This is a genomic window from Nodosilinea sp. FACHB-131 (genome assembly GCF_014695395.1).
Lineage (GTDB): Bacteria > Cyanobacteriota > Cyanobacteriia > Phormidesmidales > Phormidesmidaceae > Nodosilinea.
On sequence record NZ_JACJOF010000027.1, the window covers coordinates 368997 to 388073 of the forward strand.

Genomic DNA, 19077 nt, shown 5'->3' on the forward strand with positions numbered 1-19077 from the left:
ACTTTTCAAACAACCTCTATTTGCTTCAGTTAAAAATTGGAGTCTTGCTAATTTGGCTTCCTGTTCAGCCCCCAGATCAGGTAAGAGCCGCTTACTCCTACTCATTCTCATTACCGCATCTACCGCTTCACAATTTGCTGTTAAGCTCACCGCTTTTTTTGAGAATGGTTTAATTAAGGTCAAGCCCTAAGGTTTCAATCAATATTTCACCCACTGCCATCTTGTACGAATCATCTTTTGCCGCTGGCCAAGATTGATTTCTGCTAGCGAGGCGATTGTGCGATCGCTCCAGCTGTGGCTACTGGCTAAATCATCTGATGAGTTAGCGCAACCCAAAGTTTTTTGGCGGCATTATTGTCGCTGTCCTACATCAAAAGCATCGTTATCTAGCGTGCTATAGCGCTGCGGTGCCCCTGCGGGTGGCGCACGGTGAGCCGCCGATTTTATCTACCATCCACTGTGCATTCCCCTGTCTCTGTTGTGAACTGCTATGCAACCATCGCTCTTGAACCCCGCTCCCATGGCACCGTCTTCTTCTACTCAATTGCACCCCCTTAGCCTGTTAGCCCAGGTGAGTAGTCGCCAGGCAACCGGCTGTCTTCAAGTCGTTACACCAACTAACACCTGGCTATTGCACCTAGACCAAGGACAGCTCACCTATGTTTCTACCGTCGACCGGGCTTTTGAGCGACTCGACAGCCACCTACGGCGGCTAAGCGTGCAGGTGCCATCGTTGGTAAGCGCAGTGCGCGTGCAGGTGCGACTCCTCTTTGAGCAGCAGGCCACCACAGCCACCGCCGACTACCATGCCATTTGCTGGTTAGTTGAGCAGCAGCACCTACATCCCAATCAAGCGTCAACTCTGGTCGAAACGCTATCTAAAGAAGTGCTAGAAGCTTTTTTAGACGTGCGCCAGGGCAGCCATGAATTAATCGAGGGCAACAGCTTGGGCAACGCCCCCCGCTATTGCCAGCTCAACCTGCGCACCACGGTAGAAGAATGCTATGCCCGTCTCAAACAGCGTCGTAACGGCTTGAGCCAACTTAATGGTGGCTACCCCCGTAGGGAAAGCGCGACGGTAACTGCGGCCGCTCCTGCGGTAACCGGTAGTGGCCCTAGTCTACAAACGGGGGGTATAAAACCAGGCGCTAAAGCCCATTACACCATTGCCTGCATCGATGATAGCCCTACGGTGCTTCAGGCTATCAACAGCTTTTTAGATGACAAAATTTTCTCGGTCATTATGATCGACGACCCCGTCAAAGCGCTGATGCAGGTGATTCGAACCAAGCCCGATTTGATTTTGCTAGATGTCACCATGCCCAGTCTGGATGGCTATGAGCTTTGCTCGCTGCTGCGCCGCCATCCAGACTTCAAAAATACTCCCATCATTATGGTAACGAGTAACACTGGGTTTATTGATCGCGCTAAAGCAAAACTGGTGCGAGCATCGGGCTATTTAACAAAGCCCTTTAATCAGTCAGATTTGCTTAAGTTCATTTTTAAGTATTTGAATTAGCCCAAAGTTTTTGAGTTTTATTCTATAAGTTTTCGCGATCGCTTTTGCAGCTCCTTCTAGCTAGAGCTAGCCTCTGCAACGCTAAATATTTCTACGGCTGGGCTTGCCCAAGCGATTTAGTTAGATCGGCTTTTTCAGTCAACAGCTCAAAACGATAGCAGCAATCTATCCACTATTTAGGTAAATCGATTATGCAAGCGATTCTAGCAGGCACCATTTTGGTGGTTGAAGATACCCCATCCGAAATGGAGCTGATGATGCACTACCTGCGCGACAGCGGCTGTACTGTCATCTGCGCCGTTACAGCGCAAGAGGCTCTGGAGAAAGCCGCCCAGCATCCCCCCGATGTCATCGTTAGCGACGTAGTCATGCCGGGCATGAGCGGCTTTGAGCTGTGCCGCAGCCTCAAAAAACAGCCCGCCACCGCCCACGTACCCATCGTGCTCTGCACCTCTAAAAACCAAGACATCGACCGGCTGTGGGGCATGCGACAGGGGGCCGATATCTATCTCACCAAGCCCTACACCCGCGATCAGCTGGTGCAGGCCGTGCTCACCGTGATCAAGGTGAACCGATGAGTAACCTATCGCTAGCTCGGCCCCAGTCGTCGGGCGAGGGTGGCCTGGCGACCCAAGCGCTCACGCCGCTGACCCACAGCTATCTGCGCTTTACCCTGGGCACCCAGCCGGCCCTGCTGCCCACTCGCCAAGTGCAGGAGGCGATCGCCACCCCCGCCGCCCGCATCACCCCTATGCCCAACATGCCCCCCGCCCTCTTGGGACTAATCAACCGCCGTAGCCGGGTGCTGTGGGTGGTTGACTTAGCCCTGCTGCTGGGTCTGCCCACGGCCTACCCCAACTCGCAGCAGTACAACCTCGTGCTCATGCAGCTAGGGACCGTGGCCCTAGGGCTGAGAGTGAGCCAAGTCGACGGCATTCTCAGTCTATCGCCCCAGCATATGCAGCCAGCTCCCACCCATGTGCCTCCGGGGTTGGTGCCCTTTCTACGGGGCTGTGTGCTGCAAGAGGGAGAAGTGCTGCTGGGGCTGGATGGCGAAGCCCTGCTGCGCGCCCCTGCTTTACAAGCGCTTTAGCCTTTTTGCTTCCGGTTTCCTTAGCCCTAGCCCAAGGGCCGCCTGCTCTCCCTATCATCAGCAGTTTGCCAAGCATCTTCAACGTTATGCCCCACGTCTGTCGGGCAGCCCTATTTCTCAACCCAACCCAGCTCATTTATAAGGTAGTTGACCCATGACCACAGATTTTCGACCCTACACGCCTACCAACGCGGCTGAAGAGCCTGACCCGGCTAACGGCAAGGCCAACAGCTTAGACCCCATGGTCAGCCAATCTGAAGGGTTGATGTATCGCGGGGCAACCTACGGCTCAGACGTGAAAAACACGGTCAAAATTACACAGCGATCGCAGTTTGGCTGGGTGCAGTGGTTCAGCAACCTGAGCGTGCGGCAAAAGCAGATGGCGGGCCTGTTTACCTCCGAGGCGATCTCGGTGCTGGGCCTGGTGGGGGTGGGGTCGCTGTTGATTATCTCTGGCGGGCGCAGTCAGCTGCTCAACCAGGCTAAGGCTGAGCTGGCAGTCACCGACATTGAATACAACATCAAAATCAATCAGATGGGATTTGGCTTTCGAGGCCAGTCTGACAACCGCGCCATTATCGATGCGGCGGCGGCCTACGCCCGGGGCGAAGCCGTGCCGTCGAGCGCGATCGCCTCAGTGCAGCAAATTCTCAAAAACGAAATCAAGGCCCGCAACATTGAGTACGCCACCCTGGTGGGCAACGATCTGAGAATCATTGCCAATGCCAACCGCGATCGCCGAGGCCAGTCGTTTGACCCCAATGGCCTGGTGGGTACGGTGCTGCAAAACCCGCGTCAGGTCAAAACTAGCGCCATTGTTAGTTGGGCAGAGCTGCGCAATGAGGCACCTCCCCTACCAGCGGGTTTCACTGACCAAGACGCGCTGATTCGCTACACCGTTACCCCGGTTAGCGACCCAGTCTCGGGGCTGGTGGTGGGGGCGCTGGTCTCTGGCGATATTGTCAACGGCAAAGATGCTATTCCCAGGGAGGCGATCGCGCCCTTTAGCAACGGCTACAGCGCCATTTACCAGCGGGGCGAAGAGGGTTTTGAGGTCGCCACCGGTCTCTACACCGGCGACAACCCGGAGATTGATCAGGCTGCCGCCAACGTGCCCCTCGACTCATTAACTCTGGTTGAGCAGGCCGCCGCTCGCCCCGGAGAGGAGGTGACCCGCCGCGATCGCATCAACGGCACTACCTACACCCTGGCCGCCCGCGCCATCGAAGATTTTAGCGGCGAGCCGGTCGCGGTGATGGTGCGCGGTACCTCCGAAGCAGGCCTCAACGCCATGATTGGCAACAGCTTGCGGCTGCAAATGCTAATTGCCCTAGCCGCCCTAGCCGCCAACGTAGGAATTGCCGCTCTGCTAGGCCGATCCATTTTGCGCCCGCTGCAAAATCTTCAGCAGGCCACCTGGAAGTTTGGCATGGGCGATCGCCAAGCCCGCGCTGAGATCTACGCCACCGACGAGGTGGGTCAGGTGGCTCAGGCCTTTAACCAACTGACCGAGAATATCACCGCGTCAGAAGATCTGCTGCGCCGCCAGGGCAAACAAGAGCAGCTCGCCGCCGCCCGGGCTAACCTGCTGGCCGGTCTGACCGGTCGCATTCGCCAGTCGCTCGACGAGCAAACCATTCTCAGCACCTCCGTGGAGGGCCTGCGAGAAGTCCTTGAGGTCGATCGCGTGCTGATCTACCGCTTTCATGCTGACTTCAAAGGTGGCGACATTACCGCTGAGGCGGTAAGACGGGGCTGGAAACGAGCCATGGGTCAAACCATTGCCGACCCCCTCACGCCCGAAGCCCTGGAGCGCTACTACGCCGGGCGAGTGACCTCAATGACCAACCGTACCGAGGCCCAACTCTCCCACTGCCACTGCGACATTCTGGAGAAACTGGAGGTGATGGCCAATATGGTAGCCCCGCTGCTGGTCGGCGATGAACTGGTTGGCCTGCTATGCGTGCACCAGTGCGATCGCCCCCGCGACTGGACCACCGATGAAATTGATCTGCTCCAGCAGGTCGCCGTCCAGATTGGCTACGCCCTCAGTCAGGCTCGCGTGCTGCAACAGCAGGAAGTTACCGCCACCCGCGAGCGCCAGATTACTGAAATCGTCTCCCTCATGCGCGAAAGCCTCGACCAGGATCGCATCTTCCGCGCCGCCGTTACTGAAACCCGCCGGGCTCTGCAAACCGACCGCGTGAGTGTGTACCAGTTCGACGACACCTGGAGGGGCACCTTTGTCGCTGAGTCGGTGGGGCAAGGGTGGCCTGCCGCCCTCGAAGACAAGGTCTACGACCCCTGCTTCAAAGAGAAATACATCGAACAGTACCGCCAGGGCCGGGTGCAGGCGGTGTCTAACCTGGCTGAGGCCGGGTTGACCGAGTGCCACCTGCGCCAGCTCGAGCAGTACAACGTCAAGGCCAACTTGGTCGCCCCCATTCTGGTGAACGAAGAGCTGGTCGCGCTGCTGATTGCCCACCAGTGCAGCGGCCCCCGCCAATGGGATGCCATGGAGGTCAACTTCTTTCGTCAGGTGGCTACTCAGCTGGGCTTTGCCCTAGAGCAATCGCGCCTCTATGCCCAAACCGAAACCCTCTCTGAGGAACGCCGCCAAAAGCAAGAAGCCCTGCAAATGCAGCTGCTTGAGCTGCTCAGCGAGGTTGAGGGTGCCTCCCGCGGCGACCTCACCGTGCGTGCCGACGTCACCGCTGGCGAAATCGGCACCGTTGCTGACTTTTTTAACTCCATTGTGGAAAGTCTGCGGCAAATTGTGACCAAGGTGAAAAGTTCCACCGAGCAGGTCAACACCTCCCTGGGCGAAAACGAAGGGGCCATTCAGACCCTGGCCGCCGAGGCCCTGCGCCAAGCCGACGACGTCACCCAAACCCTGGCCTCAGTCGAAGCCATGACCGCCTCTATTCAGCAGGTGGCCCGCAGCGCTCAGCAGGCCGCTGTAGTCGCCAACAGCGCCTCCACCACCGCCGAAACCAGCGGCCAGGCGATGGATTTGACCGTGCAAAACATTCTCACGCTGCGAGCCATTATTGGCGAAACCTCCAAAAAGGTGAAGCGCCTGGGCGAATCGTCGCAGCAGATTTCGAAGGCGGTGTCGCTGATTAACCAGATCGCCATGCAGACCAACCTGCTGGCCATCAACGCCGGCATCGAAGCCGCCCGCGCCGGGGAAGAGGGCCAGGGCTTTGCGGTGGTCGCCGAAGAAGTTGGTGAACTGGCCGCCCGCTCCGCCGAAGCTACCAAAGAGATCGAGCGTATCGTCGAAACCATTCAGCGCGAGACCGCCGAAGTGGTCGACGCCATGGACCAAAGCACCACCGAGGTAGTCGCCGGTACCCGCTTGGTCGAAGACGCCAAGCAGAGCCTGGGCCGCATTCTCGACGTCTCCCAGCAGATCGACATCCTGGTACGCTCCATTTCTGACGCCACCGTCTCCCAGGTGGAAATCTCAGAGAGCGTCACCCAGCTTATGCAGGCGATCGCCGCCGAGTCCACCCGCACCTCTCAATCCTCCCTGGAGATCTCCACCTCCCTGCGAGAAACAGTGGATGTGGCGCGATCGCTCCAGGCCACCGTCGGCACCTTCAAGACCGGCGAAGAGTAGATGGATAGGGGGTGGATGAGTAGGGGGTAACGGGGTGAATAGCTTCTCTCCCAACCGTCAACATTTCATCTCCGCCTACCCATCCACCCATCCACCCATCCACTCCCTACCCCCCTACCCCGTACTCTCCCACCCCTTCCCCCACCATGTCCGACGCAAAGGAACTTGAAATTCGGCTTCAGTTTCTCGACGAGGCCCAAGAATACCTTGAGACCCTGGGCACCCACCTGATGGGCCTGACCCAAACCTTTGAAGCGAGCACCATCAACGAAGCTCTACGGGCCGCCCACTCGATCAAAGGGGGGGCCGCCCTCATGGGGTTTCAACTCCTCAGCGATCTAGCCCACCACCTCGAAGACAGCCTTAAGGTGCTAAAAGTGCAGCGAGGCAAGCTCGACATTGATGCCGACCTAGAGCAACTGCTGCTGGCGGCGGTCGACTGCCTAAGCCAAGTGATGGTGGGCCAGCGCCAGTGCCTCAGCCAGGGCCACCAATCCCCCGTTGAGGAGCGGTGGCTTGAGCACCATGCCGCCCCCATATTCGAGCGGCTCCACGATCGCCTGGGCGACCCGATCGAGGAAGACGCCTACTCCATGCTGTCCCCCGAAGACGGCCAGGATGTGATTCCGCTGCTCTTTCAAAGCGAGGTGGAGGGCTGCCTCCAACGGCTGGAGGGGGTGCTGAGCGAGCAATCGCCCTGCCTGCGAGAAGAGGTTCAAATTCTTGCCCAAGAGCTGGGCGGGCTGGGGGAAATGCTTCAGCTGGAGGCGTTTGTCAGCCTCTGCCAGTCGGTGGCAAACCAGGTCACCCTGGTCGCGGAGGACGATCTGGTGATAGTTGTGCAGGAAGCCCTAGCCGTGTGGCGGCGCGCCCAGGCCCTGGTACTCACCGGCCATCTGGGCGAAATTCCAACTCAAATGGTAGTTGTAGGCGCTACTTTCGAGTCTATTCCCATTGCTGAAATCCCTGGCGACATCATTCCCCATCTAGAGGATGGCGACATTACCGCCCCGGTCTGGCCCCTAGGGGATGACTCGGCGTTGCAGCCTGACTACTTAGAAGCCGACATCACCGACGATGTCGCTGCCTCTTGGTCAGAGTTAGGAGGCAATGCCAAGTTTGAATTCGCAGACACTGCTGCTGCCCATGGGGCCAACATTCCAGGAACGGCAGCCCCCGGCAGCCCAGCCCCCAACCTCGATGAAGCCGACAGCGATAGCACCGTGCGAGTGCCTGTCAAGCAGATTAACCAGCTCAGCGACCTGTTTGGCGAACTCACTATCGAGCGCCACCGGCTCGAGCTAGAGGTCAGTCGCCTGCGGGGGCTGGTGGGCACCCTGCAAACCCGTATGCGCACCCTCGACCAAGTGAATAGCGACCTGCGTGCCGCCTACGATCGCGTCGCCACCCAAGATGCCTCGGCACCACGGCTGCCCACCGCTCCCGGCTTGCAGAACGGCCTAGCGCTCGTTTCCCAAACGGCCGACACAACTCTGCAATCGCAATTCGATGTGCTCGAACTCGACCACTACCGCGACCTGCACCTGCCCTTTCGCGAAATCATCGAAACGATTATTCAGCTCCAAGAGGTAGGGGCCGACATTGAGCTATCGCTCGACGGCACCGAGCAAACCACTCACACCTTGCGCAAAACCTCCCGCCAGCTGCAAAAGAACCTCACCCAGCTGCGCATGCGGCCCCTGGCGGATGTTTTCGATCGCTATCCTCGCTCCCTCAGGCAGATGTCGTTGCAGTACAACAAGCCGGTAGAGCTGAAGCTCAAGGGCGATCGCACCCTAGTCGATCGCAACGTGCTCGAAGCCCTACAAGAGCCGCTGATGCACATCATCCGCAACTGCTTCGACCACGGCATCGAGGATGCCGAAACCCGCCAGCAGCGAGGCAAACCCGCTGTCGGCACGATCGCCATTAGCGCTCAGCAGCAGAGCAGCCGCACCGTGATCACCATCAGCGACGACGGCGGCGGCATCGCGGTAGAAAAAATTCGCGATCGCGCCCGCCAAATGGGCCTCGACGACGGGTTACTGGCCGCCGCCAGCACCCAGGAGCTGCTGTCCCTAATCTTTGAGCCGGGCTTTAGCACTGCTAAAACCGTCACCGACCTCTCCGGACGGGGCATCGGCATGGATGTCGTACGCAGCAAGCTCAAGGAGATTCGGGGCGACATTCAGGTCGACACCCAGCTTGGCGCCGGCACCACCTTCACCATCTCCATCCCCTTCACCCTGTCGGTGACGCGGGTGTTGATCACCGAGAGCAAGGGCATGCGCATGGCCTTTCCGGTGGACGCGATCGAAGAAATCTTTGCCCTGCCCGCTGAGTACATCCTGGCCACAGCCGGTCGAGAAAGCTTTGAGTGGAATGGCGAGCTGGTGCAGCTAGTGCGCCTAGCCGACTGGCTGCACTTCAACTGCCCAGTGGTGATCGAAAGCCCCGAAACCGCCCCCGCTATCTCCACCCCCACGGTGATGCTGGTGCGCGCCAACCAGAAACTGGTGGGACTTCAGGTGGAGCGATCGTGGGGCGAGCAAGAGGTCGCCCTGCGCCGCGTGGTCGGCAACTTGCCTATGCCCAAGGGCTTCAACAGCTGCACCATCATGGGTGACGGCCAGGTGGTGCCGCTGATCAACACCGCCGAGCTACTCTACTGGATCGCGAGCTGCGAAGCCTCCGGTGCCGCTACCCTCGACGATACCCCGATGCAGGCCTATCTCACCAGCGGCCCTGGCTACGAGACCAGCACCGCCGCCCGTAAGCCCACCGTGCTGCTAGTCGACGACTCGATCAACGTGCGCCGCCTACTCGCCCTCACCCTCGAAAAAGCGGGCTACCAGGTAGCCCAGGCCAAGGATGGTCAAGACGCCCTCGACAAGCTCACTGCTGGTCTAGCGGTCGAAGCCGTAATCTGCGATGTAGAAATGCCCCGCCTCGACGGCTACGGCTTTTTAGCCCGGCTCAAAGCTGAAACAGAGCATGAAGACCTACCTGTCGCCATGCTCACCTCCCGCAGTAGCCAAAAGCATCGCCAGCTAGCCATGAGCCTGGGGGCGGCCGCTTATTTCACTAAGCCCTACAACGAGCAAACCTTGCTCAAAACCCTCGAAGACCTGATTCAACCTGTCCTGGTGTCCTAGCGCAGTTCTTAGTTTTGAGTTCTTGGTTTTGAGTTGAGGATTTAAATCCAAAGCTCAAAATTCAAACCTTTCCCCCTTCCCCCTATGACTTCTGCACTCACCCGCTACCGCCGTCTTCCTGCCCAAGAACCCACCCTGAGGCTAATTGCCTTTCAGCTACGCCACAACTGGTTTTGCCTGCCCCTGCCCCTGGCCCGGCGGGTGATTCCCATGTCCGATGGACCAGCTCAGAGTCTGATGTTGACTCAGCTAAATCAAGAGAACGTTCCAATTATGGATGTGGCCGATCGCATCTATTGCTCTGCACCGCTACTGCCCGGCTCAACTGTCCCTAAACCAGTAGTGCAGAGTGACTCCAGCCAATCTATTTTGGTGGTCGAATCACCGCATTTCGGGCTTTTGGGGCTGCGTATAGACGGTGTGCCGAGTCTAAAGCGGGCGCGCCAATCGGCTTTTAGCCCAGTGCCCGCCACTTATTTGATGATGAATCATCTACGAGGCTTCAACACCCTGATTACTTTAAATGAAACTGATCCACCTTTGTTTTTGCTAGATGTTGACTCCCTACTTCTCTAGAATAGAAAACCGGAAATTTTTAATCAAAATAATATTACCTTAACACTATTTAAGAATTTTAGAAAATTCTCGAATTTACAGCTCAGCGAGTTGATTTATAGAGAAATACCTGAGATGGTTTTTAGTGTCTTGAGAATAACTCAAGAAAATCATCCGTTAACACTGCCTAAATAAACCTTGATCTCTAACTGAAATTTCTACTAGATAAATGAGTTTCTGCTAACAATAATATAAGCGTCAAAAGAGTTTCAAAAAATAGTTCATCCTCTGTCAATTTTGGCTCAGGATGAGGCGTACCCAATCGTCATTCAACCTAGCGACCAAAAGGCAGGCTACGGCAAGGCAAATAACATGAGTGGCAGATCGGTGCAGTACTCCAAGCCTCTATCTAAGTATTTGCGAGTTAAAAAACTGCAAATCTTTCCTGTCTTGAAGCGGCTCAGCTTTAGTGGGCAGATCACCTGGTCTGTGCCAGAAGGGCACCAGTGGACTCTATTTTTTGACCGGGGGCAGCTGGTCTATGGCAGGGGCGGAGTGCACCCGATGCGGCAGTGGTACCGCCAAGCCCAGGCCTGGCTACCCAGCCCTGAGCTGAGCTACCAAGCGCTGCAAGCATCTTCGACGGCTGCCCCCCGCTCTAGCTGGCCCCACGACTGGGATTACCAGCTGCTCCAGCGCTGGCTATGTGAGGGGCAGCTCTCTAGCAAAGCGCTGCAAGCTATCAGCACCAATATTGTGACCGACATCTTATTTGACCTGGTGCAAGCCCGTGAAACCCAGTATCAGCTATCCCGGCAGCTGCCTCTAGCCCCTAGCCAGATACCAGTCTATGTAGACGATGCCCAACTACTGACCTCGGTGACCGACCTTTGGGATGCCTGGCTAGAGGTTGGGCTAGAGACCTACTCACCCAACTTAGCGCCAGTAATTCAGCATCCCGAGCCGATTCAGGCGGCGGTTTCGCCCCGGGTTTACGAATCGCTCATGCAGCTGCTCGATGGTCAGCGCAGCCTGCGCGACCTGGCGGTCAAGCTGGGCCAAGACGTGCTGAACCTCACCCAAGCGCTACAGCCCTACATTCAGTCAGGGTGGATCAGCCTGGTGGAGGTAGCTGACTTTCCACCCCTAGAGGGTCTAAACCCGCCTAGGGCTACCGAGGCAGCCCCCAAAGCGGCCCTCAAGATCGCCTGCGTTGACGACAGCCCCCTAATCTGCAAAGCCATGGGCCAGGTAATTCGAGCGGCGGGACACGACTTTTTAGCGATTACTGAAGGCTCTAGGGCAATACCGACCCTGCTGGCCCAAAAGCCAGATTTGGTGTTTTTAGACCTGGTAATGCCCGATACCAACGGCTACGAAATTTGCAGCAATCTGCGCAAAATATCTCGCTTTAAAGACGTTCCCATCGTCATTCTCAGCGGCAACGACGGCCTAGTCGATCAGGTGCGCGCCCGGTTGTTGGGAGCCACCGATTTCTTAAGTAAACCCATGGAGCCTATCGTGATTCTCTCTGTCATTCGCAAACACCTCGCCCCCGTCCGCATCTAACCCTCAACTTCTTCTATCTTCTTCACAATTCTCCCTACCCTAGGTGTATTCATGAGCAAAGTTCTCATCGTCGAAGACAGTCTTACTGACAAAGAAATTCTCACGCTCTGCCTGCGCGATCGCGGCCTGACCATCCTCACTGCCAAAAGCGCCGAAGAAGCCTTTGATCAGATCAAAAGCCACCACTTTGATCTGATCATTCTCGACGTGGTGCTGCCCGATCGCAGCGGCTTTGAAATTTGCCGCGAACTCAAAGAAGACACCAACACCAAGCAGGTACCCGTGATTATGTGCTCCACCAAAAGCACCGAAATGGACAAATTTTGGGGCTTAAAACAGGGGGCTGATGCTTACCTGGCCAAGCCCATCGACCAAGACGAGCTGATGCAGGCCGTCAATCAACTGGTCAACGCCTAAGGAGTCGAGCGCAATGAATTTCGAGACCGCAATGCCTACCGACAATTTCACTTCTCCACTGGAAGATACCTCGACTGGATCACCACCCGAAGAGCAGTTTTTAAAGGTCATCGTTAACGGCGGTCTGCCCCTGCTGCTGCCGGGAGCCAATTTGGTCGAAATCATGAAACTGTCCATCGGCCAGGTAGTGCCCATGTTTCAGATGGCCCCTTGGGTTATGGGCCTCTACAACTGGCGGGGCGAGATGTTGTGGGTCGCCGATCTGGGCCATTTTTTAGGGTTTGCTCCTTGGTATAACCAGGCCGAAGCCGCCACCCGCCACACGGTGGTGGTGATCAAGCCTCCCTACACGGCTGACCAACCTGCAGACGAGCCGCCCCCCACCCTGGGTTTGGTGGTCAACGCCGTAGAGGCAATGGTGGCCTACCCGACCCCCGCCCTACAGCCCTTATCAGCGGCGTCAGGCCAGTCAATTTCTGTTGAGCCCGGTCTGCTGCCCTTTCTACGAGGGTGTTGTGTTGATAGCGCCGACCGGCCCCAACTAATTTTAGACGGCACAGCAGTGTTAAACGCCATGGCCCAGGCCTAGCCCGACCAGAGTGCATCGGCTAAGCCGATTATGTTGAACTCCTAAGGTTATTTGCTATGACTCAAGTTTCGTCGCTATCTCACCCCCAACCGCAGCCTCAAACGGTAGAGCCCGACCGAGTGCCCCCCACCCCCGGTGCCGCCGCCCCCCGCAAAGGCGCTGTCAAACAGTATTTTGCCGGTCGCAGTCTGCGGCAGCAGCTGCTGTCTGCGGTACTGCCCCTGAGCCTTGTCCCCCTATTGGTCAGTGGCCTCATCACCTATGCGCTGACCCAAAGCCGCACCCGCGCCACCATCACCCAAGATCTGCAGGGGCAGGCCCTGCTGGCCAGTGAAACCGTCGGCGGCAACGTGAGTGAGCAAATTGCCTTTGCTCAGGTTTTTGCTCAAAACCCGCTAGTTTTAGATAAAGTTCGCCGCGATCGCGCCTTAACAACTAACTTGAATCTGCTGCAGGTGCCAAAAGAAACCCTGGAGTCGCGGTTTATTTTGCGCAAGCAGTTGGCCACTAACCCTGCGTTTAACGACTACCTAGCCCAAACCGCCGCTGTCAAACAGTTTGCCGAGATCATTGTCACCGAGGCCAATGGCTTCAACGTAGGCTACAGCAGTCTTCCAGCCAATTTTGTACAATCAGGCCAAGACTGGTGGGAACTGGCCAAAAGCAACGGGTTCTGGTTTGGCCAGCCCGGCTACGATGCCTCTACCTTTCGGGTCGGTATCGACTTTAGCCAAGCCATTCGCGATCCCAACAGCAACGAATTTTTAGGAGCGGTGAAATTTTTTATTACCGCCCTGGAGTTTGAGCAGCTCAACGAGTATCTAGCCAACGCTGGTATTCAAGGCTCTCAGCAGGTGCAATTGCTCGAACCCAGTTCTAACTATGTGCTGGCCAACTTTGACGAGCAGGGCCAAGAAGCAGCGCTAACGCCTCGATCGCTTAACTTAGTCGGCGGCGAGGTGGTGGGTAAGCTGGCTACTGCTGTCATCCAAGCTGCCCAGGCCGAGACCGCCCCCAATGCTCTGCAACAGCAGATCAACTCAGCCTTCCCGGTCAGAAATCTGGAAGTTTCGGCGGTGAGTGCTGCTGGTGGCGCAGAAAGCCTAGTAGCTACCTTTAGCTACCAGGGCAAACAGTATTCGCTAGCGACGGTGCCCCGGCTGAACTGGGTGGCGATCGCATCGATGGATGTCGCCGAAATTCGTGCCGCTGGCCGCGAAAACCTGGTCACCCTAGGGCTGGTGGGGCTGGTGCTGGGTGGGGTGGCCGCCCTGTTAACTCGAACCGTAGCCCAGCAAATCTCGTCGCCGCTCAATGCCCTGGCAGGCAAAGCGCAAGAAGTCTCGCGGGGCAACCTTGATGCCCAGGCCGACCTAGTGGGGTCGTCTGAAGCTCAAACCCTGGCCCAAACCTTCAACGAGCTGGTCGTGCAGGTGCGCGGCTTTGTGCGCGAGCAAACCCTCAACACTCGCCGGGCCAACCTAACCGCCGCCATTACCGGAGCCAAAATTGTTGACTCCGCCGAGCTGCTGCCCGTCTATAAACACCTAGTGTCTGAGGCCCGCGATATTCTCGCCTCCGATCGGGTAGTTATCTACCAGTTCAACCCCGACTGGAGTGGCGCGATCGTGGCCGAATCGGTAGAGGCCAGCTGGCCTAGCGCCTTGGAGCAACAGCTTGATGATCCCTGTATTCCCGCTGAAACCCGTACTAAGTACGAGGCCGAAGGCATCTTGCTCGAAAATAACGTCGCCAATGCTGCCTTTCACCCCGAGCACCAGGCCCTACTGCAAAATCTTCGGGTCAAATCGATTCTGGGGGTGCCCATCGTTGGGCAGGGCAGGCTCTACGGCCTGCTGATTACCCACCACTGCCAGGCCGTGCACCCCTGGCAAGAGGTCGAAATTAGCTTTCTCAAACAGTTGGGGCTACAGCTGGGCCTAGTGATGGAGCGGGTAAACCTAATCGAGCGCACCCGCAACTTGGCCGAAGAACAGCGGCAGCTCAAAGAAGGCCTCCAGCGCAGCGCCCTACAGCTGCTGATGGATGTGGATCCGGTCAGTAAGGGCAACCTGACCGTGCGCGCCCAGGTCACCGAGGACGAAATTGGCACCCTGGCCGACTCCTACAACGCCACCATCGCCAGTCTGCGAAAAATTGTGGTGCAGGTGCAAGACGCCTCCCGCCAGGTGGCCACCACCACCGACGTTAACCAAACCTCCGTGCGCGACCTGGCCGAGTCAGCCAATCAGCAGGCCCAAGCCATGCTGGCCGCCCTCGATCGCGTCCAAGACATGGCCAGCTCAGTGCGCCTAGTCGCCACCAATGCCGAAAAAGCCGAAGCCGCCGTGCTCGAAGCCGAGCAGACCGTGGCCCAGGGCGACGCCGCCATGAACCGCACTGTAGACGGCATTCTAGCCATTCGCGAAACCGTGGCCGACACCGCCAAAAAAGTGAAGCGCCTGGGCGAGTCGTCTCAAAAAATCTCCAACGTGGTGAACCTGATCAGCGGCTTTGCAGCCCAGACCAACATGCTTGCCCTCAACGCCTCCATCGAAGCCTCCCGCGCCGGCGAAGGCGGCAAAGGCTTTGCCGTAGTCGCCGAAGAAGTGCGCGAGCTGGCCCGCCAGTCTGCCGAAGCCACCACCGAAATCGAAAAGCTGGTGGCCAGCATTCAGGCCGAAACCAACGCTGTAGTCACCGCCATGGAAACCGGCACTGAGCAGGTGGTCACCGGCACCCAGCTAGTCGATGAAACCCGCCAGAGCCTCAACCAGATCACCACCGTCAGCCGCCAGATCAGTGCTCTAGTGGCCGCGATCGCCGACGCCACCGTGGTCCAAACCCAAGCCTCCGAAGTGGTCAGCGAAACCATCACCAGCGCCGCCGCCAGCGCCAGCCAAAACTCCACCGCCGCCAATCAGGTATCCGATTCCTTCGCTCAGCTGCGCTCCGTCGCCCAGGCGTTGCAAGAGGAGGTAGGCCGGTTCAAGGTCAGCTAGAAGAGTGGATGGGTGGGGCGTAGGGGGTGGATGGGTGGAATGCAGCCACTAAGAAACCCGTAGGGTGGGCATTGCCCACCATTAACCTGCCCCACTCCCCATCTCCATCCGTGGGTCACGACGGTGCTTAAGCGACTTGGCCATAGCTCTAGCCCCGACCAACTGGCCCGCGATACGGCTCTTTCTCCCCTAATCTCCCTCACCCCCTACCCATCCACTCCCCACCCCTCCCATGCCAACCCCTCCCCACATCCGCGACCAGGCCTATCAATTCTTCCTCGAAGAAGCCCCCGAGCTGCTGCACACCATCGAGTCGGGGCTGCTGGGGCTGCGATCGCAGCGCGACACAGCCGAGATTCACCAGATCATGCGGGCGGCCCACTCGCTTAAGGGGGGTGCGGCTAGTGTGGGGCTAGAACCGATTAAAACCCTGGCCCACCGTCTAGAGGCTTTATTCAAAGCCCTCTATAGCGACACTGTGGCGATCGATAGCGAGCTAGAAAGCCAGCTCTTGCAGGCCTTCGACTGCCTACGGCTGCCCCTCACCCAGCAGCTCACCGAGGGCACGTTCGATGGAGAGCAGGCCCTGACCCAGGCAGAACCCATTCTGCAAAACCTGGAGCAGCGCCTCGCCAGCGCCATGGCCGAAACCGAGAACTTCATCCCCAGTTCCTCAGACCTCGGGTTTAACATGGCCACCTCTATCTTTGAGGTGGACGTGCAGCAGGGGCTAGATCATCTGAGCCACGTACTAGAGCAGCCCGAGGCCCACGAAGTCGCTGGCGAACTGCGCGCTCAGGCCGAAATCTTCATGGGCTTTGCCGAATTGCTTGATCTGCCTGGGTTTGCCCAAATTGCCGAAACCACTCTCCAGGCCTTAGCCGTAAACCCAGATATGGCGACAGAAATTACCCGCCTGGCCGTGGCAGATTTTACCCAAGGTCGTGCCTCCGTCCTCACTGCCAGTTCAACCACGGGCGGCGAACCCTCCGCTGCTCTGCAAGCCCTAGCTACCGAGGCCCCAATCCCAACACCAACCCTAGAAGTAACCCCAGCAGCAATTGCAGATTCTTCCCTAGCACCAGACTCAGAGCTGTCCCTAGAACCGATTTCAGAGCAGTTCTTAACATCCGTTTTTGGTGATGACGATTTAATCGCCAGCACCTGGGATGCAGAACTGCCCTCAAACATTGATGCCCTAGCATGGCTGACCCAATCCCAGTCAGCCACAGAGGTCGACCAACCTGCGCCGCCAGGGCTAGAGCAATTCAGCCCGATCGATGCCCCAGCGCCTATCCCCTTCACCGATCCCAACAACTATAGCCGCAACCCTGCACCTGCCATTGAGGCCATATTTACTGAGGCCACATTGGGCGACAGCAATGTTTCAGCCCCAAATGAGACTTCACTTCCTCACCCCACCACCTCCCCATCTTCCCCACCCCCCCAATCTCCCCCCCTCACCGTCCGCGTCGACACTCAACGCCTCGCCCGACTCGAAAACCAGCTCGGCGAACTCACCATCAACCGCAACGGCCTGGCCCTGCAAACCAACCAGATCCGTCTCGGTCTAAAAGAACTGGTTAGTCGCTTCGAGCGCGTGCGCGCCACCGTAGAGCAACTGCAAGGCGTCTCTGATCAAATCTTGATCGCCCCCCATCGCCAACGTCAGCCCGTCACTATCGGCGAGTTTACCCCCGCTGCACCCGCCGCGCCAGCCCGCCCCTCCGGCTTCGATTCTTTAGAAATGGACACCTACACGGCCCTCTACACCCATACCCAAACTCTGCTCGAAGAGATGGTGCAGTTCGAAGAAGCTGCCGCCGACATTACTTTGTTCAACCGCCAGACCGATCAGCTGCTGGGGCAGCACCGCAAAATGCTTTCCCAGGTACAAGACGACCTGATGTACGCCCGTATGGTGCCCCTAGGCCAAGTGCTCAATCGCTTTCCCCGAGTTTTGCGAGACCTCGCTCACACCTACGGCAAACCTGCCGCTCTTACCCTCGAAGGCACCGCTCTGCTGGTCGATAAAGCCGTGCTAGAAAAGCTCTACGACCCCCTGCTACACCTGCTGCGCAACGGCTTTGACCACGGTTTAGAACCCGCCGAAGAACGCCTCCGTCAGGGCAAGGCCGAGATTGGCCAGATCACCATAGGGGCCTGCTACCGGGGCCGCCAGATCGCCATTGAAGTCAGCGACGATGGCCGGGGCCTAGACCTGGAGCGTGTGCGCCAGCGATTAGTAGATTTAAACTGGCTTTCGACCGAGGAGGCCAGCGCCGCCAGCACTGACCAGCTCTCTCGCTATCTTTTTGAACCGGGTTTTTCCACCGCCGAGCAGGTTAGCGATCTGTCGGGGCGGGGGGTTGGTCTAGACGTAGTTCGCGACCAAATGCAGCGGCTCAAGGGCACTGTTACCGTACAGTCGGCGCCGGGGGCAGGCACCCGATTCACCCTATCGCTGCCCATGACATTAAGCATCGTCAATCTGTTGATCTGCTTTGTGGGGTCTACTCCGATCGCCTTTCGCAGCGACAGCATTACCGAGATCTTGGTGCCCCGCTCAGAGCACCTAGTACAGGAAACCGACCAGACCTGGCTGACCTGGCGCGACCAGCGGGTGCCCGTCTACGGCCTCGGCGATCTGCTCTCCTACCGCTGCCTGCGACCCGAGCTGCCCCTCAGTCAGGTGCTGGCAGCAGTGCCCTCTCCCGCTGACTGGGAAGCTCCGGTGCTGATTTTAGCGCGGGGTGATCGCCACTTTGCGATCCAAGTCGATCGCCTCGTCACCGAGCAAGAGTCGGTGATCAAGCCCTTTGGTGCAGCCCTTAGCCCGCCTGCCTACGCCTACGGCTGCACTGTATTGGGCGATGGCAGTGTCATTCCCGTTATCGACGGTCAAGCGTTCTTAGATGATCTGCTCAGCTGCCCTGCAACCGATGCCCCGCAGGCAGGCTTAGACCAACCCGCTCCCCTGCTGCCCACCGACCCCATTCCCCAGACCACCCTACACGCTGCCACCACAGTGCTAGTGATTGATGATGCCGTCACCTCTCGCCGCACTCTGGCGCTTTCCCTAGAGCGGGCGGGCTACCGGGTCTTGCAGGCCCGCGATGGCCAAGCAGGGCTAGAGCAGCTAGCGCAAAACCCCGCCGTGGAGCTGGTGGTCTGCGACATTGAAATGCCTAACATGAATGGCTTTGAGTTTCTCACTGCTCGCCGCCAAAATCCTGCCCTAGTCCAAATTCCCACCCTGATGCTAACCTCGCGCAGCAACGACAAGCACCGCTGGCTGGCCATGCAGCTGGGAGCCACCGACTATTTCACCAAGCCCTACCTAGAGCAGGAGTTTTTGGCGGCAATTCGCGCAGCGATCGGTACCGGCATCGCCGCTCCCCTCGTCACTGGCTAATAGATATGCCTCTGGGGGGATAGTAGGCTCGTAACCTGCTTCAGTACCATGCCCACACAGTCTGACTCAGACCTACAGACCGCTTCAGGTCTATCTAACCTGCTGGTTTTGTTAATGTTATCCCCTATAGGGGGATGT

At 57.9% G+C, this 19077-nt stretch carries 11 protein-coding genes; all 11 read left to right on the plus strand.

The genetic code is table 11. From position 1 onward, the window contains the following. Positions 1-520: 520 nt before the first annotated feature. The 11 genes from H6F75_RS18070 (at position 521) to H6F75_RS18120 (ending at position 18939) form a co-directional block, all read left to right on the plus strand. Positions 521-1519, plus strand: a complete 999-nt coding sequence (locus H6F75_RS18070) for a response regulator (RefSeq protein ID WP_190753836.1) — start codon at positions 521-523, stop codon at positions 1517-1519. A gap of 191 nt (positions 1520-1710) precedes the next feature. Continuing rightward, positions 1711-2097 (plus strand): response regulator, encoded by a 387-nt coding sequence (locus H6F75_RS18075; RefSeq protein ID WP_190753837.1) that lies wholly within the window; start codon positions 1711-1713, stop codon positions 2095-2097. After that, entirely contained in the window at positions 2094-2612 is a 519-nt protein-coding gene (locus H6F75_RS18080) for a chemotaxis protein CheW (RefSeq protein WP_190753838.1), read from the plus strand. Before H6F75_RS18075 ends, H6F75_RS18080 begins: the two co-directional genes overlap by 4 nt. Before the next feature lie 154 nt (positions 2613-2766). After that, positions 2767-6237: a GAF domain-containing protein gene (locus H6F75_RS27790; RefSeq protein ID WP_199303994.1), complete on the plus strand. Its 3471-nt coding sequence runs from the start codon at positions 2767-2769 to the stop codon at positions 6235-6237. 146 nt (positions 6238-6383) lie between these two features. Beyond that, on the plus strand, positions 6384-9392 hold the full coding sequence (locus tag H6F75_RS18090) for a hybrid sensor histidine kinase/response regulator (RefSeq protein WP_190753839.1): 3009 nt from the start codon (positions 6384-6386) through the stop codon (positions 9390-9392). Positions 9393-9476: 84 nt separating this feature from the next. Beyond that, the gene (locus H6F75_RS18095) at positions 9477-9968 is read left to right on the plus strand and encodes a hypothetical protein (RefSeq protein WP_190753840.1); all 492 of its coding nucleotides are present in this window, start codon (positions 9477-9479) and stop codon (positions 9966-9968) included. Positions 9969-10319: 351 nt separating this feature from the next. Beyond that, positions 10320-11516, plus strand: a complete 1197-nt coding sequence (locus H6F75_RS18100) for a response regulator (protein WP_190753841.1) — start codon at positions 10320-10322, stop codon at positions 11514-11516. A gap of 51 nt (positions 11517-11567) precedes the next feature. Next, a complete protein-coding gene (locus tag H6F75_RS18105) occupies positions 11568-11933 on the plus strand; it encodes a response regulator (RefSeq protein ID WP_190753842.1) in 366 nt (121 codons plus the stop codon). A gap of 13 nt (positions 11934-11946) precedes the next feature. Continuing rightward, positions 11947-12522, plus strand: coding sequence for a chemotaxis protein CheW (locus H6F75_RS18110; protein WP_190753843.1), 576 nt, complete (start codon positions 11947-11949; stop codon positions 12520-12522). A 56-nt stretch (positions 12523-12578) separates the two neighbouring features. Next, positions 12579-15524, plus strand: coding sequence for a methyl-accepting chemotaxis protein (locus H6F75_RS27795; protein WP_199303995.1), 2946 nt, complete (start codon positions 12579-12581; stop codon positions 15522-15524). Between the two features lie 232 nt (positions 15525-15756). Further along, a complete protein-coding gene (locus tag H6F75_RS18120; protein WP_190753844.1) occupies positions 15757-18939 on the plus strand; it encodes a hybrid sensor histidine kinase/response regulator in 3183 nt (1060 codons plus the stop codon). Positions 18940-19077: the final 138 nt, after the last annotated feature.

Excerpts from the sequence above, each read along its gene's own strand:
- H6F75_RS18070 (WP_190753836.1), top strand. The coding sequence starts at position 521 with ATGGCACCGTCTTCTTCTACTCAATTGCACCCCCTTAGCCTGTTAGCC.
- H6F75_RS18075 (WP_190753837.1), top strand. The coding sequence starts at position 1,711 with ATGCAAGCGATTCTAGCAGGCACCATTTTGGTGGTTGAAGATACCCCA.
- H6F75_RS18080 (WP_190753838.1), top strand. The coding sequence starts at position 2,094 with ATGAGTAACCTATCGCTAGCTCGGCCCCAGTCGTCGGGCGAGGGTGGC.
- H6F75_RS27790 (WP_199303994.1), top strand. The coding sequence starts at position 2,767 with ATGACCACAGATTTTCGACCCTACACGCCTACCAACGCGGCTGAAGAG.
- H6F75_RS18090 (WP_190753839.1), top strand. The coding sequence starts at position 6,384 with ATGTCCGACGCAAAGGAACTTGAAATTCGGCTTCAGTTTCTCGACGAG.
- H6F75_RS18095 (WP_190753840.1), top strand. The coding sequence starts at position 9,477 with ATGACTTCTGCACTCACCCGCTACCGCCGTCTTCCTGCCCAAGAACCC.
- H6F75_RS18100 (WP_190753841.1), top strand. The coding sequence starts at position 10,320 with ATGAGTGGCAGATCGGTGCAGTACTCCAAGCCTCTATCTAAGTATTTG.
- H6F75_RS18105 (WP_190753842.1), top strand. The coding sequence starts at position 11,568 with ATGAGCAAAGTTCTCATCGTCGAAGACAGTCTTACTGACAAAGAAATT.
- H6F75_RS18110 (WP_190753843.1), top strand. The coding sequence starts at position 11,947 with ATGAATTTCGAGACCGCAATGCCTACCGACAATTTCACTTCTCCACTG.
- H6F75_RS27795 (WP_199303995.1), top strand. The coding sequence starts at position 12,579 with ATGACTCAAGTTTCGTCGCTATCTCACCCCCAACCGCAGCCTCAAACG.
- H6F75_RS18120 (WP_190753844.1), top strand. The coding sequence starts at position 15,757 with ATGCCAACCCCTCCCCACATCCGCGACCAGGCCTATCAATTCTTCCTC.